The organism is Streptomyces sp. P5F9 (genome assembly GCF_057961495.1).
Genome location: NZ_JBXVPZ010000190.1, coordinates 1 through 17790 on the forward strand (window position 1 = coordinate 1; position 17790 = coordinate 17790).

Below are 17790 nucleotides of genomic sequence, written 5' to 3' on the forward strand. Positions count from 1 at the left end.
GGTGATCCCCGCGCCCCTGTTGCCCTTCCGCACAGCCCCCACACCTTCCCGCGTTGCCGGAACACCCGTACGTGCTGGCATCCTTGAGACGGAACGCGTAGGAAGCGTGCGGTACACCCCCTCCGCCCGATCCTTCTGTACTTTCTTCGTGACCGCCCGTCGCCGAACCAGGAGCCCCGGCCACGTGACCCCCGTGAGCAGCTCACCGCACGGCCAGTCGCCGCTGCGCACCGTGCAGGTGCTCGGCGGAGGCAATGCCGCCAGTAGCGCGCATGTGCGCTCCCTGGCCTCCGGGCTCGTCGCGCGGGGCGTGCGGGTCACGGTGTGTGCCCCCGTCGAGGCCGATCACACCTACGACTTCACGGGCGTCGGTGCCGAACACGTGCACGTGCCGCGCAGCAGCGACCCGTCGTCCGTCGCCGCGCTGCGGGCGGCCTGCGCGGACGCCGACCTGGTCCACGCGCACGGCCTGCACGCCTCCTTCCGCGCCGTCCTCGCCCTCAGTGGCCGCCGCACCCCGCTCGTCGTGACGTGGCACAACCGCGCCCATGCCGAAGGAGCCCGGGCGCACCTGCTGCGGCTGCTGGAGCGGCGGGTCGTGAAGGCCGCCGTGGTCGTCCTCGGCACCACGTCCGATCTGGTCGACCGGGCCCGGCGGACCGGCGCCCGGGACGCCCGCCTCGCCGCCGTCGCGCTGCCCGGGCCGCGCCGAGCCGCCGTGGACCATGACGATCCCGATCGGCTGAGCCCCAAGCTCCGGGCCGAACTCGGCGCCACCGACCGCCCGTTGCTCATCGCCGTCGGCTCCCTCGACCGTCAGCGGGGCTACGACACGCTCCTGGACGCCTCGCGCGGCTGGTGCCGCCTCGATCCGGCGCCGTTGCTCGTGATCGCGGGGGAGGGGCCGCTGCGGGGCGAGTTGCAGCGCCGGATCGAGAGCGAGGAGCTGCCGGTGCGGCTCATCGGACGGCGCGACGACGTGAGCGAACTTCTCGCCGCCGCCGATCTCGCACTCCTGCCGAGCAGTTGGGAGTCCCGCTCGGTGATCGCCCAAGAGGCCCTGCACGCCCGCGTACCGCTCGTCGCGACCGCCGTCGGAGGCATCCCCGAACTCGTCGGCGATGCCGCTGAACTCGTGCCCTACGGCGACGCGAAGGCCCTCGCCGACGCGGTCACCGGACTGTTGCGCGACCCCGAACGCCGGGAACTGCTCCGGGAGAAGGGCGCCCGGCAGGCGGCCAGTTGGCCCACCGAGGACGAGACCGTCGCCCAAGTCCTCAGCGTCTACGACGAGTTGACGCAGCCCCTGCCGTTCACTTGAGAATGGCCCATCAGGGGACGAGTCTGCGCGCGCGCAGGGCCAGGCTCAACGCCAGTACCGTCTGCGGGTCTTCGAGGTCCGTGCCGAGCAACTCCCCGATCCGGGCAAGCCGGTTGTAGAGGGTCTGCCGGTTGAGATGCAGCTCGCGGGCTGTCTCCGCCTTGCGGCCCGCGTGCGCCAAGTACGTTTCCAGGGTGGGCAGTAGCGGCGGCTTGGAGCGGTTGTCGTGGTCGCGGAGCGGGCCGATCGCCCGGTCCACGAAGGCCGCCAGGTCCGGGTGGTCGCGCAGTCGCCACAGCAGCAGCTCGATGTCCAGGCGCCGGGCGTCGTACCAGGGTTGGTCGGTCAGGCCCTGTGCCGCCGTCGCGGTCTCGGCCGCGTGCCGTAGACCCGCCGACGCGGCCGCCCAGCCGCCGGCCACGCCGACGACCACGATCGGCGGCTGTGCGCCCGGGCGTTGCATGCCGGCGCGCTCAACTCCCGCGCGCAGGGCCGCCGCCACTCGGTCCGCGACCGCCGACCGTTCCGACTCCGAGCGCAGGCCGAGGAGCAGCGGGACGCGGCCCTCGACCGGTCGTACGCCCAGCAGGACCGGCACGCCCACCGAGGCCAGTTCCTCGGCGACCGCGCGGGCCAGGACCGCCCAGCCGCCGCCGGGGGCGGCCAGTGCGTCGCCCAGCCGCATCACCACGGGCAGCAGCGGGCTGGTGCCGGGCTTGAAGCCCAGTACCCGGGCCTGTGCCGGGGCGTCCTCGGCGGCGATGCGGCCCTCGGCGAGGTCGGTGAGGAAGTCGCCGCGTCCGCGTGCCGCCAGCTCCTCCTCCTGGCGGGCCTGCATCAGGACCACGGCCAGGATGTCGGCGGCCCGTTCGGCGGCGATGCGGTGCACGGGGGCGAGCGGCGCCCGTACCGGGAGCAGGACGATCCGCGCCCGCACCGAACCCGTACCGGGACCGCCCCCGGGCACGTCCACCACTACCGAACCGGTGGGCGGCGAGGCGTCCTTGTGCTGGCCGCGCAGCCCCTCCCACACCTGGAGCGGGTCGGCGCCCTCGGGTCCCGACCCCGTCGCGTAGAGGAGTTGGCCGTCCGGGGTCTCCAGGAAGACCGGGTTGCCGCTGAAGTCGGCCAGGATGCCCAGGACTTGGGGGATTCCGCCGCCGCCGAGCAGGGCCTCCGTGCAGCGGCGGTGGACCTCCTCGGCCTGCTGGAGCAGCGCGTAGTGGCCGTTGACGATCTCGGTGTGGATCTCCTCGGTGACCGCGACGAACGGCACCTCGCGGTGCAGCTGGACGAGGGGGAGGCCGGTCGCGCGGGCCGTCTCGACCAGGGTGGCGGGGAGGCGGTCGAAGCGCGGGCCCAGTTCCACGACCAGGGCCGCGATGCCTCGCTCGGCGAGGGTGCGGACGAACGCGCGTTGCTCCGCCGGGCGCGTACCGAGGCCGTAGCCCGTGGTCAGGAGGAGTTCGCCGCCCTTGAGGAGGGAGGCGATGTTCGGGACCTCGCCGGCGTGCACCCAGCGCACGGTCCGCTGGAGCCGGTCGGCGCCCGCCAGGATCTCCGGCAGCCCGCTGCGCAGCCCGGGCAGCTCCAGCGCCCGCTGAACGGTGATGCCGGCGCCCTGGCTGTCGAATGTGCTGTCCGTACGGCTGTCCATGCAGCGGACGGTACCTGCGCGGATGCCCTGTGCACATCTCGGGCCTAAGCAGGCGCGATGTTGTGGTTGTAGCGGAACACGTTGTCGGGGTCGTACTCCCGCTTCACCGCCGCCAGCCGCCGGGTGTTCTCGGCACCCAGGCCCGCCGTCACGCGGTCCGTGCCCTCGTCGCCGATGAAGTTGAGGTAGGCCGCGCCGGTGCTCCAGGGCTGGACCCGGGCGCGGACGTCCCTGACCCACGCGATGCAGCGTTCGTCGTCGGCCGCGTCCTCCCACATGCCGAAAGGGTGCACAGCCCAGGGCGCGGTCCGGAACGGCAGCGGGTACTCGGCGGGGCCGGACGCGATCGCGCCGCCCTGCGGGAACAGCACGTGCTGGGTGCCTGTGGGGACCGGCATGCTCTCGCCGAGGGCGCAGAAGACGTCCGTGAACTCGTCGGGCGCGCCCGTCAGGTACTCCGCCGACCAGTAGTTCCGCATACCCGGCGGATCGTCGAACATCGTCTGGAACATGGCGTAGGGCAGCGCGGTGACGATCTCGATCTCGTGCGGCAGGGCCAGCAGCGGCTGGGCCAGCTTGCTCATGTCCTCCTCGGCGCCGACGTAGGTGATCAGCGCGCCGCACAGCCGCTTGCCGACCAGGTGCTCGGGGACGAACTCCTCGGGCGGGGCGGTCAGATAGATGACTCCGCCGCTCGCCTCCTGCGGGCCGGTCTCGATGATCTCGCGGTAGGTCCGGACGACGTCGGGGCCGTGCTCGGGCTCGTACATCACCATGGCGATGGAGAATTCGGGCAGTTCGTGCAGTCTCAGGGTGAGCGCGGTGGCGATGCCGAAGTTCCCGCCGCCGCCGTGGAGTGCCCAGAAGAGTTCCGGGTTCTCCTCGGCGCTCGCGTGGACCACGTTCGCGTCGGCGGTCACCAGGTCGACGCCGAGCAGGTTGTCGACGGCGAGACCGAAGGAGCGGTCCAGCCAGCCGGTGCCGCCGCCGAGGACGAAGCCGCCGACGCCGGTGGTGGAGACGCGGCCGCCGGTGGTGGCGAGACCGTGTTCCTGGGTCGCGCCGTCCAGTTCGATCATGGTGGCCCCGCCGGCGATCCGTACCGCCCGGGCCGCGGGATGGACCGTCACCTCGCGCATATGGCGCAGGTCCACGACGAGCGCCCCGTCGCCCAGTGCCATGCCCGCGACGCTGTGCCCGCCGCCGCGCACCGCGATCGGCAGATCCAGTTCGCGCCCGAAACGTACGGCCCGTACGACGTCGGCCTCGGACACACACTGGGCGATCACGGCCGGCCGCCGGTCGATCATCGCGTTGAAGACGGCACGGGCGTCGTCGTAACCCTGATCCCCCGGGGCGAACACGTCGCCGACCAGATCCTCGCGCAACGCGGTGAGGGCCGCGCCCGTCGTCGAGAGGGAAGCCATGGCCGCCCCCCTTTCAGAGAAGGGGCTTTTGTCCGCTTTCAGCCTAGGCGGGCGACGTGCGGCGGTCGCGCCGGGCCGCCGCACGTCACCAAGCCGTAAGGATCAGCCGGCCGCGCCCAGTACAGCAGCAGGGCCCGGACCGCGCGTCGCGGTCCGGGCCCTGCTGCGGTGCGTCAGCTCTTTGCGGTGTCGTCGCCCGCCTGCCCGGCGGCCTCAGCCGCGGCGGCCTTCTCGCGCATCTTGCGCACCAGCTCCGCTTTCTGGTCGGCCGCGCCCTGGCGGTCGAGGTTGCGGTGCGGACCGTGGTTCTGCCGTTCGGCGCGGGACTGCTTCTTGCGCTTGCCGCCGCCCATGCCCACGGGGTTGTTGATGTTCTTGCTCACGGTCACGGGTTCTCCCGGTAGTGATGTGGAGTGATCTACGGATTCATCGGAAGAACACGACAAGGACGTTACCCGGTTCCGTCGGCCCCGCCCACCAACCTGTTCGCCGCCGCGGGCGTTGTGCCCGGCCAGGCGCCCCGCTCGGACAGGTGGAGAACGAGGGCGCCGATGTTCCAGGCATCGTCCTCGCCGCGGTGGTGCCGGCCTTCGAGCCGCAGCCCGGCGATCTCCAGGGCCTGCGCCATGCCCGGGCGTTTGCGCAGGCCGTGCGCCTCGGTGAAGGCCGCTTTGGCGTTGGTGTGGTGCCGGCCGAAGGGATAGGGCGTCCGGGTGTGCCGGCACTGCCGGGTGAACTGGTTGCGGTCGTAGTCGCCCCAGCTGGTCCACGGGCGGGACCCGGCGTGGTGGTCGGCCGCCAGCAGCCGGCACGCCTCGGCGAAGCCGACCCCTCCGTCCACCTCGTGCTGCGTGAGGCCGGTCAGCTCCGTGCAGAACTCGCTGACCGCGGACCGGACGGGACGCACCAGGATCCGATGCCGGGCGAGGCGCTCCGCGTCGGCCAGGTCGACGACGGTCAGCCCGATCTCGATGATCTCGCTGGCCGCGCCCGGCGGCCGGTCGCGGTCCCAGCAGGTGGCTTCGACATCCACCACGTTCAGGAGCCGCTCGGCCCCGGTGCTGTCCATGCTGTCCATGGCGGGAAGGGTAGGGACGAGTGGCGGCCGCGGCACCTGGATTTTCCCGCTGCGGTGGGATGCGGCGGTGCCGCTGTCCCCGGGCACATCCCTGGCCCGGGGCGCGTGCTCGGCCGGTGTCAGCCGCCGTAGGCTCCCGAAGCCGTCAGGCGCAGGGCCGTGTCGATCAGGGGGACGTGGCTGAAGGCCTGCGGGAAGTTGCCGACCTGGCGTTGCAGGCGCGGGTCCCACTCCTCGGCGAGGAGGCCCAGGTCGTTGCGGAGCGACAGGAGCTTCTCGAAGAGCTTGCGGGCCTCGTCCACGCGGCCGATCATCGCGAGGTCGTCCGCCATCCAGAACGAGCAGGCGAGGAACGCGCCCTCGTCGCCGGGGAGGCCGTCGACGCCCTCGTCCGTGCCCGAGGTCGGGTAGCGCAGGATGAAGCCGTCCGGCGTGGACAGCTCGCGCTGGATCGCCTCGATGGTGCCGATCACGCGCTTGTCGTCCGGGGGCAGGAAGCCCATCTGCGGGATGAGGAGCAGCGAGGCGTCCAGCTCCTTCGAGCCGTACGACTGCGTGAAGGTGTTGCGCTCCTTGTCGTAGCCGCGCTCGCACACGTCCCGGTGGATGTCGTCGCGCAGCTCGCGCCACTTCTCCAGCGGGCCGTCCGCGTCGCCCGACTCGATCAGCTTGATCGTGCGGTCGACCGCGACCCAGGCCATCACCTTCGAGTGCACGAAGTGGCGGCGCGGGCCGCGCACCTCCCAGATGCCCTCGTCGGGCTCGTCCCAGTGCTTCTCCAGGTAGCGGATCAGCTTCAGCTGGAGGAGGGAGGCGTAGTCGTTGCGGGCCAGGCCCGTCATGTGGGCCAGGTGCAGGGCCTCGGTGACCTCGCCGTAGACGTCCAGCTGGAGCTGGTGCGCGGCGCCGTTGCCCACCCGGACCGGGCCGGAGTTCTCGTAGCCGGGCAGCCAGTCCAGCTCCGCCTCGCCGAGCTCGCGCTCGCCGGCGATGCCGTACATGATCTGCAAGTTCTCCGGGTCGCCTGCGACGGCCCGCAGGAGCCACTCGCGCCAGGCGCGGGCCTCCTCGCGGTAGCCGGTGCGCAGGAGCGAGGAGAGGGTGATGGCCGCGTCGCGGAGCCAGGTGTAGCGGTAGTCCCAGTTGCGCACACCGCCGATCTCCTCCGGGAGGGAGGTGGTGGGCGCGGCGACAATGCCGCCCGTGGGGGCGTAGGTGAGGGCCTTCAGCGTGATCAGGGAGCGGACGACGGCCTCGCGGTACGGGCCGTGGTACGTGCACTGGTCGACCCAGTCGCGCCAGAAGTCCTCCGTGGCCTCCAGCGACTGCTCCGGCTCGGGGAGCGGCGGCGGCTGCTTGTGCGAGGGCTCCCACGAGATCGTGAACGCGATGCGGTCACCCGGCGCGACCGTGAAGTCCGAGTACGTGGTCAGGGACTTCCCGTAGGTCTCGCAGTCGGTGTCGAACCACACGGAGTCAGGGCCCGCGACGGCGACCGTGCGGCCCTCGTGCTTGTGCACCCAGGGGACGACCCGGCCGTAGGAGAAACGCATCCGGAGGGCCGAGCGCATCGGGACGCGGCCGGAGATGCCTTCCACGATGCGGATCAGCTGGGGGGCGCCGTCGCGAGGGGGCATGAAATCGGTCACGCGGACCGTGCCTCGCGGGGTGTCCCACTCGGACTCCAGGATCAGCGAGTCGCCGCGGTAGCCCCGCCGGACCGCGGTGGGCGGAGGCGCGTCGGAGGCGTGGGCCGGGCCCAGCCGCCAGAAGCCGTGTTCCTCGGTGCCCAGCAGACCGGCGAAGATGGCATGGGAGTCGAATCGGGGCAGGCACAGCCAGTCCACCGTGCCGTCCCGGCAGACCAGGGCAGCGGTCTGCATGTCTCCGATGAGTGCGTAATCTTCGATGCGCCCGGCCACGTGCAACTCCAGTCGAACGGCCACGTCGCCCCACGAAAAAAAGGGGGCGGTCGCTGTGTGCGGTCAAGGGATCGTTTGTAGTGCGTCGTTGAGCCATGAAGCAAATGACGGTCGTTGCTCAACGAACTGACGAGCTCTCGTTGTTCCGGGTAATACGGGCGGGGGTGGTGCCGTGTTCCGGACCGGCTCGGCAGCGAGTGTCCGAGCAGGATACGACGCACGTAGATGATCTGTGTGCCGCTCTCGCCAACGGACCTGGGCCGAACGGGTGAGCACCCGGTGAGAAGCAGGTAACCAGGGCGCGTCTGTGTCGACGGGAGGCGCGTTCATGTCGACGCAGGTCGCGTCCGTGTCGGGGCGGGCGCGGAGCGTGGCCGGAAGCCATCTCCTCCGGGCGCTGATACCCTGGTAGCCCGTGGACCGGTGGGCAAGAAACCCCCGAACCGCAGCGACGGCGCCTCCAGAAAAACCCGGGTTCTCCGGGCGGGCAGCCGCACCGCACCCCAGACCGCGACCACGGGAGCCCCCTCTTGGCCATGCCGCCCGCTACGTTTCGGAATAGCACAGCCCGAAACAGCAACACCACGACGACCAAGCACATCTTCGTCACCGGGGGTGTCGCCTCCTCACTCGGCAAGGGCCTCACCGCCTCCAGCCTCGGCATGCTCCTCAAGGCGCGGGGCCTGCGCGTCGTGATGCAGAAGCTCGACCCGTACCTGAACGTCGACCCCGGCACGATGAACCCCTTCCAGCACGGTGAGGTGTTCGTCACCAACGACGGTGCCGAGACCGACCTCGACATCGGCCACTACGAGCGTTTCCTCGACCGCGACCTGGACGGCAGCGCCAACGTCACTACGGGCCAGGTCTACTCGACGGTCATCGCCAAGGAGCGGCGCGGCGAGTACCTGGGCGACACCGTGCAGGTCATCCCGCACATCACCAACGAGATCAAGCACCGCATCCGGCGCATGGCGACCGACGAGGTCGACGTCGTCATCACCGAGGTCGGCGGCACGGTCGGCGACATCGAGTCGCTGCCCTTCCTGGAGACGGTCCGCCAGGTCCGCCACGAGGTCGGCCGCGACAACGTGTTCGTCGTCCACATCTCGCTCCTCCCGTACATCGGCCCCTCGGGCGAGCTGAAGACCAAGCCGACCCAGCACTCGGTCGCGGCCCTGCGCAACATCGGCATCCAGCCCGATGCCATCGTGCTGCGCTCCGACCGCGAGGTGCCGACCGCGATCAAGCGCAAGATCTCGCTGATGTGCGACGTCGACGAGGCCGCCGTGGTGGCCTGCCCCGACGCCCGCTCGATCTACGACATCCCCAAGACCGTGCACAGCGAGGGCCTGGACGCCTATGTCGTCCGCAAGCTGGACCTCCCGTTCCGTGATGTGGACTGGCGGACCTGGGACGACCTGCTCGACCGCGTCCACAACCCGCTGCACGAGATCAACCTCGCGCTGGTCGGCAAGTACATCGACCTGCCCGACGCCTACCTCTCGGTCACCGAGGCGCTGCGCGCCGGCGGGTTCGCCAACAAGGCCCGCGTGAAGATCAAGTGGGTCACCTCGGACGACTGCAAGACCCCGGCGGGTGCCGCGGGGCAGCTCGCCGACGTGGACGCGATCTGCATCCCCGGCGGCTTCGGGGACCGCGGTGTCTCCGGCAAGGTCGGCGCCATCCAGTACGCCCGCGAGCACAAGATCCCGCTGCTCGGCCTGTGCCTGGGCCTCCAGTGCATCGTGATCGAGGCCGCGCGCAACCTGGCCGGCATCGCGGACGCCAACTCCACCGAGTTCGACGCGGCCACCGGCCACCCGGTCATCTCCACCATGGCCGAGCAGCTCGACATCGTCGCCGGCGAGGGCGACATGGGCGGCACCATGCGCCTGGGCATGTACCCGGCCAAGCTCGCCGAGGGCTCCATCGTGCGCGAGGTCTACGACGGCAAGGAGTACGTCGAGGAGCGCCACCGCCACCGCTACGAGGTGAACAACGCCTACCGCGCCGAGCTGGAGAAGAAGGCCGGTCTGCAGTTCTCCGGCACGTCCCCGGACGGCAAGCTCGTGGAGTACGTGGAGTACCCGCGCGAGGCGCACCCCTACCTCGTCGCGACCCAGGCCCACCCCGAGCTGCGCTCCCGCCCGACCCGGCCGCACCCGCTCTTCGCGGGCCTGGTCAAGGCGGCCGTGGCACGCAAGACGGGCAAGTAGTACGAAGGTTGTACGGTGACCGGGGTGCGCGCCTTCAAGAGGTGTGCACCCCGGCCGTATGTGGACATCCGGTTCGTGACATTCCTGTACGTGTGTTTCGGGTACGTGTGGAGGGACAGCGCATGACGATCAAGGACACCCCGGAGGAGTGGGAGATCCGGGCGACCGTGACCCCCTTCGTCGGCAACAAGACCTCCGTGCGCACCGACGACGTGGTCATGCCCGACGGCACGGTCGTGCACCGCGACTACCAGGTCCACCCCGGCTCCGTGGCGATCCTCGCCCTCGATGAGGAGGACCGGGTGCTGGTCATCAAGCAGTACCGCCACCCCGTACGGCAGAAGCTGTGGGAGATCCCGGCCGGACTGCTCGACGTCCCCGGTGAGAACCCGCTGCACGCCGCCCAGCGCGAGCTGTACGAGGAGGCGCACGTCAAGGCCGAGGACTGGCGGGTGCTGACCGACGTCTACACCACGCCCGGCGGCTGCGACGAGGCCATCCGCGTCTTCCTGGCCCGCGATCTCTCCGAGGCCGACGGACAGCGCTTCGAGGTCGAGGACGAGGAGGCCGACATGGAGCACGCGCGTGTGCCCGTCGACGAGCTGGTCCGCGGGGTCCTCGCCGGCGAGCTGCACAACAACTGCCTCGCCGTCGGCGTCCTCTCCCTGGTCGCCGCCCGGCACGGCGACGGCCTCGACGCGCTGCGCCCCGCCGAGGCGCCGTGGCCCGCGCGTCCCTTCGAGTCCTGAACCCGCCCTCACCCGCACCTCACCCACGCCTCACCCTTTCCGCCTCTTTCGGCGTCTTCCGGTGTGACGATCGGCTGATCCGATCGGGGGACGTGCCCGCCGCGCTCCGCACGGTTCGTCGCAGAGCGTGAACTAGGCTCTGGAATCACCCGATCCGGAGTCCCGGCGGGCTATGCGCGTGCAGTGGGACGGGAGTGTGGCCCGTGACGGATCAGGCGGTGGACACCGGCGGCGTGAGGCTGTCCGAGGACACTTCTCCCGAGGGCCAATTCCTGGGCCGCGCAAGAGAGTTGAAGGAGCTCCGAGCCGACATCGAGCGCGCGGGCCTGGACACCATCGCGGGCCGCAAGGCCCCCCGCGCGCGCGTCCTCCTCATCGCGGGCAGGCCCGGCTCCGGCCGCAGCGCGCTGGCCGAGGAACTCGTCCGACAGGTCGCTGACCGTTACGACGCCGGTGTGTTCCGGGCACGGCTGAGCGAGCCCGACGGCACCCCCGTCCCCACCGAGCGCACCGTCCGCGAACTCCTCACCGCCCTGGAGCTGCCGACCCCGGCCGGCGCCTCCGAGGACGACCTTTCGGACATCCTGCGCGCGGCCCTCACCGACCGGCGGGCGCTGCTCCTGCTCGACGACGCGGCCGACGCCGAGCAGGTCGACGCGCTGCTGCCGGACTCCCCGGACTGCCTGGTCGTCGCCGTCTCCGGCGGCCCGCTCACCGGCATCGCCGACGTCCGCCCCTGCACCCTGGGCGGCCTCGACACCAAGTCCGCGCTGGAACTCCTCACCCGCTACACCGGCGCGGTCCGCATCACCGTCGACCCGGTCGCCGCCGAGGGCCTCGTCGAGGTGTGCCAGTCCCAGCCGGCCGCGCTGACCCTGGCCGGCGGCTGGCTCGCCGCCCGGCCGCAGGCGGCCGTCGCCGACCTCGCCAAGCACCTGCATGCCGAGAGCGACGAGGGCACGCCCCTGAGCCGCGTCTTCCGGCTCGTCTACGGCTCGCTGCCCAGCCCCGCCGCCCGGATACTGCGACTGCTCTCTCTCGCCCCGGCCGGCCTGGTCGACCCGCAGACCGCCTCCGCGCTCGCCGGCTGCTCCGTCAACGGCGCCCGCACCACCCTGGACGACTTCGTCGCCGCCGGCCTGCTGCGGGCCCTGGACTCGCCGCTGCCGCAGTACGAGGTCCCCGGCTGCCTCCAGCCCCTCCTGCGCGCCCTCGCCGAGACCCAGGACCGCCCGGCCGAACTCCAGCTGGCCCGCGCCCGCATGCTGGAGCGCACCGTACGGCTGCTCCAGTCCTGCCGCGCCATCACCGAGACGGACAGTCCCCAGGCCCGCGAGAAACTCCTCGGCACGCCCCGCGCGCTGCGCTTCCCGACCCCCCGCGCCGCCGCCGACTGGCTCCGCGTCCGCCAGCCCGCCCTGCTCGCCTCCGCCCGCCTCGCGGTCGCCGACGGCGAACTCGACACGCTGGCCCGCCGGTTGATGTCCCAGCTCGTGCGGGCGATGGTCGCCCACTTCGGCACCCAGGCCGCCGCACCCGAGCTCTACGGCATCCACCGCCTCGTCCTCGACGTGGCCGAGCGGCGGAACCTGCCCCGCGAGAAGGCCGCCGCGCTGCTCAACCTCGCCGATCTGGACGCGCAGACCGGCCGGACGACCGAGGCGCTGGCCCGCTACCGGGCCGCGCTGGACGCCGGACGCGAAGCGAATGACCCGTATGCGACCGGCCGCGCGATGGAATCCGTAGGCGGCGCGCACCAGGAGCTCGGGGACCACGACCGGGCCGCCGACTGGTTCGGCCGCGCGCTCGCCCAGCGGCAGGCCCGGGACGAGCGCGTGGACGCCGCCCGGCTCTACGGCCGGATCGGCGCCGCGCACACGTACGCGGGCCGCTACGGCGAGGCGCTCAGGAACTGGCGGGCGGCCGTCGCCGGGCACCGCAAGAACGGTGATGTGGCCGCCCAGGCAAGGGCGTTGAGCGAGCTGGCGAGGGTCCAGGAGTACGCGGGCCGCCCCGAGGAGTCGCTCGCGACCTGCCACGAGGCCGTCGAGTGGGCGCGCCGCGCCGAGGATGTACGGCTGCAGGCGGCGCTGCAGCTGCGGCTGGCCGACACCCTCGACCGGCTCGGCGATCCGGCGTCCGCCGCGCTGCACCGGGGGACGGCCGAGCGGATGCTGGGCGAGGAGCTTCTGGAGGGCGATTCCGCCCCCGAAACCCCGGAATCCACCTCCGAACCTCTGGAACATGACGCTAACGCCTGCGAAATCCGTAGTACATCCGCAGAAGATTGATGCATTGAAAGGCTAGACACGGAGAACACCTTCATTAGACTGGCTCTGCCGCACCTTCTCCTGCGGTCTCCCGGTGCGCTCACGCATGTCCGGGTATGAGATGTATTGCCCCACACCCTCTGAGCCAAGGACCGTGATCGACGTGAAGGTCGGCATCCCCCGCGAGGTCAAGAACAACGAGTTCCGGGTGGCCATCACCCCCGCCGGCGTGCACGAGCTGGTGCGCCACGGCCACCAGGTCTTCATCGAGCAGGACGCCGGCGTCGGCTCCTCGATCACGGACGACGAGTACGTCTCGGCCGGTGCGCGGATCCTGGCCACCGCCGACGAGGTGTGGGCCACCACCGACCTGCTGCTCAAGGTCAAGGAGCCCATCGCCGAGGAGTACCACCGCCTCCGCAAGGACCAGACGCTCTTCACGTACCTGCACCTGGCCGCTTCCAAGGAGTGCACCGACGCGCTCGTCGAGTCCGGCACCACGGCGATCGCCTACGAGACCGTCGAACTCCCGGGCCGCGCGCTCCCGTTGCTCGCCCCGATGTCCGAGGTCGCGGGCCGGCTGGCCCCGCAGGTCGGCGCCTACCACCTGATGCGCTCGGTCGGCGGCCGCGGTGTCCTCCCCGGCGGTGTCCCCGGCACCCAGCCCGCGCGGGCCGTCGTCATCGGCGGCGGTGTCTCCGGCTGGAACGCCACGCAGATCGCCGTCGGCATGGGCTTCCACGTCACGCTGCTCGACCGCGACATCAACAAGCTCCGCGAGGCCGACAAGGTCTTCGGCACCAAGGTCCGGGCGATCATGTCCAACGCCTTCGAGCTGGAGAAGGCCGTCCTGGACGCCGACCTCGTCATCGGCGCGGTGCTCATCCCGGGCGCCAAGGCGCCGAAGCTGGTCACCAACGAACTCGTGTCGCGGATGAAGCCCGGAAGTGTTCTTGTCGACATCGCGATCGACCAGGGCGGCTGCTTCGAGGACTCGCGCCCGACGACCCATGCCGAGCCGACCTTCGCGGTCCACAACTCGGTCTTCTACTGCGTCGCCAACATGCCCGGCGCGGTGCCCAACACGTCGACCTACGCGCTCACCAACGCGACGCTCCCGTACATCGTGGAGCTCGCGAACCGCGGCTGGGCCGACGCGCTGCGACGTGATCCTGCTCTCGCCAAGGGTCTCAACACCCATGACGGCAAGGTGATTTACCGCGAGGTCGCCGAGGCGCACGGACTGGAGCACGTCGAGCTGGAATCGCTGCTCGGCTGACTCTGTCGACTAAGTCACCGTTCGGCAAAAGGCGATACGTCAACACAGGTCGTCAACTCAGCGCACCCGGCCGGACCTTGCTCGACAGGTCCGGCCGGAAGTGTGTGTATGGTCACTTTGCGGCACTCGGTCAACTCGCGCCGAACGTAACCCTTGAACCGATTCGTGCACCGGTGAAACCTGCCGTGCGACTGCCGTACGCCCTTGACAGAGGGATGTTTCATTGCCGACACATCGGGCCGGGTCCGGCGGATTGTGTTGCTGCGAACACCCGACACGCCATAGAGTCGCCGAACGTCGGCATGGTGCCACGCTGACCTATCGAGAAGTTCCCTGGTCACCAAGGAGGTAAGACGACTTGTGAATGAGTCGACATTTTCTCCCGGGGGTGGTCAACCAGGAATGCCTGCAAAGGGCCAGGAGCCCGCGGGGTTCGAGGCTGTCGGCTCCGTCGCGGTGCGTACCTTCGCAGCCCACCAGGGTCACCACAAGCCAGGGGTGACTCAGCCAGCACACCAGAGCATGGATGGCCATCACGTGAACGCCATGGCCGGCGACGGAAGGGGCGCGCCCCGCAACCATTTCGCCGACTACGACGAACTGCCCGACGGGCACTTCTACGACCCCGACGCCGAGTACGAGCCCGATCCCGAGTACGCGGCCACACTCGCGCCCGACGCTGCCCGCCAGCGCCGTGAGCGCGTGGGCCCGACCGGACGCCCGCTGCCCTACTTCCCGATCCCGGGTCCGCTGACCAGTCACGGCCCCGCGACGATCATCGCGATGTGCAACCAGAAGGGCGGCGTCGGCAAGACGACGTCGACCATCAACCTGGGTGCCGCGCTCGCGGAGTACGGCCGGCGCGTACTGCTCGTCGACTTCGACCCGCAGGGCGCGCTGTCGGTCGGACTGGGCGTCAATCCCATGGAGTTGGACCTCACCGTCTACAACCTGCTCATGGAGCGGGGCATGTCGGCCGACGAGGTGCTTCTCAAGACAGCTGTCCCGAACATGGACTTGCTGCCCAGCAACATCGACTTGTCGGCCGCCGAAGTGCAGTTGGTGAGCGAGGTCGCCCGAGAGTCCACCCTGCAGCGGGCGTTGAAGCCGCTGATGGCCGACTACGACTACATCGTGATCGACTGTCAGCCCTCCCTCGGCCTGCTCACCGTGAACGCCCTGACGGCGGCTCACAAGGTGATCGTGCCGCTGGAGTGCGAGTTCTTCGCGCTGCGTGGTGTCGCGCTGCTGACGGAGACCATCGAGAAGGTCCAGGAGCGCCTCAACCCCGAGTTGGAGCTCGACGGGATCCTCGCCACGATGTACGACTCCCGCACCGTGCACAGCCGTGAGGTCCTCGCGCGCGTGGTCGAGGCGTTCGACGATCACGTCTACCACACGGTCATCGGCCGCACGGTGCGCTTCCCGGAGACCACGGTCGCCGGTGAGCCGATCACCACGTACGCCTCCAACTCCGTCGGTGCCGCCGCCTATCGCCAGCTCGCCAGGGAGGTGCTCGCCCGGTGTCACGCCGAGTGAGTCTGCCGGGGGCCGACGAACTGTTCCGTACGACAGGGGGGATGGCGCTTCAGTCGTCCACCCCGAGGAGCCGGGCCAACGGCGAGGCCCGGGTACCGGCTCCGGCGGGGGAGAGCGACGGTGCCGCCGCCGGGGAGGACGCCCCGCAGTCCGTACCCGCCCAGGGCGGTGACGGAGAGGGCGCCGAGCACGTAGCGGCGGACTCGGACGGCGGCGAGTCCCGCAGCCGGTCCGCGGACGGCTCAGGACGACGTCAGGAGGCGCAAGAAGGTTCTGCCCAGCCTCGGAAGCAGCGCCAGCGGGCGCAGGCCAACCGCCGGCCCAGCGGGCGGGAGCGGCACGACGAGAAGATCACCGTGTACGTCTCCGCCGAGGAACTCATCGACCTGGAGCACGCGCGCCTGATGCTCCGGGGCGAGCACGGCCTCGCGGTCGACCGCGGCCGGATCGTGCGCGAGGCGGTCGCCGTCGTCCTGGCCGATCTGGAGTCCCGCGGGGACGCGAGCATTCTCGTACGCCGGCTTCGCGGGCGGTAGCGGTAGCCTGCGGGGGCCATGACCTCGAACGACGCTCCCGCATCCGGCGCACCCGCCGGCCGTCGGCGTGCGCTCGGGAAGGGGCCGGGTACGGCTCCGGCGGTCGAGGCCGAGGTCGTCGTAGCGGAGCCGGAGCCGGTGCCTGAGGTCGTCGCGCCCGCGCCCGAAGTGCCCGAGCCGGCCGCTGAACAGCCGGAAGTGGCCGAAGAAGCCGATGACGGGGTTTTCAAGGTTCGGCTCGCCAACTTCGAGGGGCCCTTCGACCTCCTCCTCCAGCTGATCTCGAAGCACAAGCTCGATGTCACCGAGGTGGCGCTGTCCAAGGTCACCGACGAGTTCATGGCGCACATCAAGGCGATGGGTCCTGACTGGGACCTGGACGAGACGACCGAGTTCCTGGTCGTCGCGGCGACGCTGCTGGATCTGAAGGCGGCGCGGCTGCTGCCCGCCGCCGAGGTCGAGGACGAGGGCGATCTCGCGTTGCTGGAGGCGCGGGACCTGTTGTTCGCGCGGTTGTTGCAGTACCGGGCGTACAAGCAGATCGCCGACATCTTCAACCGGCGGCTCGACGAAGAGGCCCGGCGCTACCCCCGTACCGTCGGACTCGAACCGCACCACGCCGAGCTGCTGCCCGAGGTCGTCATCCGGATCGGGCCCGAGGGCTTCGCCAAGCTGGCCGTGAAGGCGATGCAGCCCAGGCCCAAGCCGCAGGTGTACATCGACCACATCCACGCGCCGCTCGTCAGCGTGCAGGAGCAGGCCGGGATCGTGGTCGCGCGGCTGCGGGAGCTCGGCGAGGCCAGCTTCAGCGTGCTCGTGGACGACACCGACGACACCCTGACCGTCGTAGCGAGGTTCCTGGCCCTTCTGGAGCTGTACCGGGAGAAGGCCGTCGCTCTGGACCAGGAGACCGCGCTCGGGGACCTGATCGTGCGCTGGACCGGTGGGGAGGGGGAAGGCGAGCCCGTGGTGACGGACGAGTTCGACCGGCCGCCCGAGCCCGTCAAGGACGAGCCCGCCAAGGAGGAGAAGGCGTGAGCGAGGAGACCACTGAGGCAGCCGCGGGCGGGCCCGCCGTCGCGGATCTCGACCTCAAGCCCGCCCTGGAGGCCGTCCTGATGGTCGTGGACGAGCCCGCGACCGTGGAACACCTCGCGAAAATACTCCAGCGGCCCAAACGGCGGATCGCGGACGCGTTGCGTGAGCTGGCCGACGAGTACACCGTCCAGGGGCGTGGTTTCGAGCTGCGGCTGATCGCGGGCGGGTGGCGGTTCTACTCCCGGCCGGAGTACGCGCCGGCCGTCGAGGGCTTCGTCCTGGACGGCCAGCAGGCCCGGCTCACCCAGGCGGCGCTGGAGACCCTGGCGGTCGTCGCGTACCGCCAGCCGGTCAGCCGCAGCAGGGTCTCGATGGTCCGCGGAGTCAACTGCGACGGTGTGATGCGCACCCTCCTTCAGCGGGGTCTGGTCGAGGAGGCGGGCACGGAACCCGAAACAGGTGCGATCCTGTACGTGACGACGAACTACTTTCTGGAGCGGATGGGCCTGCGAGGCCTGGACGAGCTCCCGGAGCTCGCGCCCTTCCTCCCTGAGGCTGAGGCGATCGAGGCGGAGACGCTGGAAGGGGTCCCGTCGTTCGATCCGGATGCACCGGATGCAGATGCAGACGAAACGACGACGACGGAACTTTGATGCGAAGCAGTGGCAGTGGCAGCAGTGGTGGCGGCGGTAGGAGCGGCGGGCGTGGCAACCCCCGCGGGACCGGCGGGGGCGGCAATCCCCGGGGTTCCGGTG

At 70.8% G+C, this 17790-nt stretch carries 14 protein-coding genes; 9 read left to right on the plus strand and 5 right to left on the minus strand.

What is annotated here, in order from left to right; genetic code table 11:
• The first annotated feature begins 184 nt into the window (after positions 1–184).
• Positions 185–1321, plus strand: a complete 1137-nt coding sequence (locus AC31A1_RS27130) for a glycosyltransferase family 4 protein (RefSeq protein WP_489655840.1) — start codon at positions 185–187, stop codon at positions 1319–1321.
• 10 nt (positions 1322–1331) lie between these two features.
• On the opposite strand, the gene AC31A1_RS27135 is transcribed toward AC31A1_RS27130, so the two are convergent.
• The 5 genes from AC31A1_RS27135 to AC31A1_RS27155 all read right to left on the minus strand — a co-directional run bounded on the left by AC31A1_RS27135 (position 1332) and on the right by AC31A1_RS27155 (position 7405).
• Positions 1332–2978 (minus strand): PucR family transcriptional regulator, encoded by a 1647-nt coding sequence (locus AC31A1_RS27135; RefSeq protein WP_489655841.1) that lies wholly within the window; start codon positions 2976–2978, stop codon positions 1332–1334.
• Positions 2979–3022: 44 nt separating this feature from the next.
• Positions 3023–4405 (minus strand): FAD-binding oxidoreductase, encoded by a 1383-nt coding sequence (locus AC31A1_RS27140; protein ID WP_489655842.1) that lies wholly within the window; start codon positions 4403–4405, stop codon positions 3023–3025.
• 173 nt (positions 4406–4578) lie between these two features.
• Positions 4579–4794, minus strand: coding sequence for a DUF6243 family protein (locus AC31A1_RS27145; protein ID WP_489655843.1), 216 nt, complete (start codon positions 4792–4794; stop codon positions 4579–4581).
• Between the two features lie 62 nt (positions 4795–4856).
• On the minus strand, positions 4857–5474 hold the full coding sequence (locus AC31A1_RS27150; RefSeq protein ID WP_489655849.1) for a 3'-5' exonuclease: 618 nt from the start codon (positions 5472–5474) through the stop codon (positions 4857–4859).
• Between the two features lie 128 nt (positions 5475–5602).
• On the minus strand, positions 5603–7405 hold the full coding sequence (locus tag AC31A1_RS27155) for a glycoside hydrolase family 15 protein (protein ID WP_393760060.1): 1803 nt from the start codon (positions 7403–7405) through the stop codon (positions 5603–5605).
• A 536-nt stretch (positions 7406–7941) separates the two neighbouring features.
• Here AC31A1_RS27155 and pyrG point away from each other — a divergent pair.
• From pyrG to scpB, 8 genes are all read left to right on the plus strand, one after another.
• Positions 7942–9624: a CTP synthase gene (gene pyrG / locus AC31A1_RS27160; protein WP_489655844.1), complete on the plus strand. Its 1683-nt coding sequence runs from the start codon at positions 7942–7944 to the stop codon at positions 9622–9624.
• 122 nt (positions 9625–9746) lie between these two features.
• Entirely contained in the window at positions 9747–10373 is a 627-nt protein-coding gene (locus AC31A1_RS27165) for an NUDIX domain-containing protein (protein ID WP_489655845.1), read from the plus strand.
• A 203-nt stretch (positions 10374–10576) separates the two neighbouring features.
• Positions 10577–12664 carry a tetratricopeptide repeat protein gene (locus tag AC31A1_RS27170; RefSeq protein ID WP_489655846.1) on the plus strand — a complete coding sequence of 696 codons (2088 nt, stop codon included), beginning with the start codon at positions 10577–10579 and terminating at the stop codon, positions 12662–12664.
• A 142-nt stretch (positions 12665–12806) separates the two neighbouring features.
• Positions 12807–13922 carry an alanine dehydrogenase gene (ald, locus tag AC31A1_RS27175; RefSeq protein ID WP_489655850.1) on the plus strand — a complete coding sequence of 372 codons (1116 nt, stop codon included), beginning with the start codon at positions 12807–12809 and terminating at the stop codon, positions 13920–13922.
• A 402-nt stretch (positions 13923–14324) separates the two neighbouring features.
• Positions 14325–15461, plus strand: a complete 1137-nt coding sequence (locus AC31A1_RS27180) for a ParA family protein (RefSeq protein ID WP_390925060.1) — start codon at positions 14325–14327, stop codon at positions 15459–15461.
• Positions 15446–15997 (plus strand): hypothetical protein, encoded by a 552-nt coding sequence (locus AC31A1_RS27185; RefSeq protein ID WP_406128366.1) that lies wholly within the window; start codon positions 15446–15448, stop codon positions 15995–15997. The genes AC31A1_RS27180 and AC31A1_RS27185 overlap by 16 nt, the downstream gene beginning before the upstream one ends.
• Before the next feature lie 18 nt (positions 15998–16015).
• The gene (locus AC31A1_RS27190; protein ID WP_489655847.1) at positions 16016–17035 is read left to right on the plus strand and encodes a segregation and condensation protein A; all 1020 of its coding nucleotides are present in this window, start codon (positions 16016–16018) and stop codon (positions 17033–17035) included.
• Positions 17032–17688, plus strand: a complete 657-nt coding sequence (gene scpB, locus AC31A1_RS27195; RefSeq protein WP_489655848.1) for an SMC-Scp complex subunit ScpB — start codon at positions 17032–17034, stop codon at positions 17686–17688. Before AC31A1_RS27190 ends, scpB begins: the two co-directional genes overlap by 4 nt.
• Positions 17689–17790: the final 102 nt, after the last annotated feature.

Bases quoted from the DNA above. Each gene is read 5' to 3' on its own strand.
- AC31A1_RS27140 (WP_489655842.1), bottom strand. From the start codon at position 4,405: ATGGCTTCCCTCTCGACGACGGGCGCGGCCCTCACCGCGTTGCGCGAG.
- AC31A1_RS27135 (WP_489655841.1), bottom strand. From the start codon at position 2,978: ATGGACAGCCGTACGGACAGCACATTCGACAGCCAGGGCGCCGGCATC.
- AC31A1_RS27190 (WP_489655847.1), top strand. From the start codon at position 16,016: ATGACCTCGAACGACGCTCCCGCATCCGGCGCACCCGCCGGCCGTCGG.
- AC31A1_RS27180 (WP_390925060.1), top strand. From the start codon at position 14,325: ATGCCTGCAAAGGGCCAGGAGCCCGCGGGGTTCGAGGCTGTCGGCTCC.
- AC31A1_RS27150 (WP_489655849.1), bottom strand. From the start codon at position 5,474: ATGGACAGCACCGGGGCCGAGCGGCTCCTGAACGTGGTGGATGTCGAA.
- AC31A1_RS27165 (WP_489655845.1), top strand. From the start codon at position 9,747: ATGACGATCAAGGACACCCCGGAGGAGTGGGAGATCCGGGCGACCGTG.
- pyrG (WP_489655844.1), top strand. From the start codon at position 7,942: ATGCCGCCCGCTACGTTTCGGAATAGCACAGCCCGAAACAGCAACACC.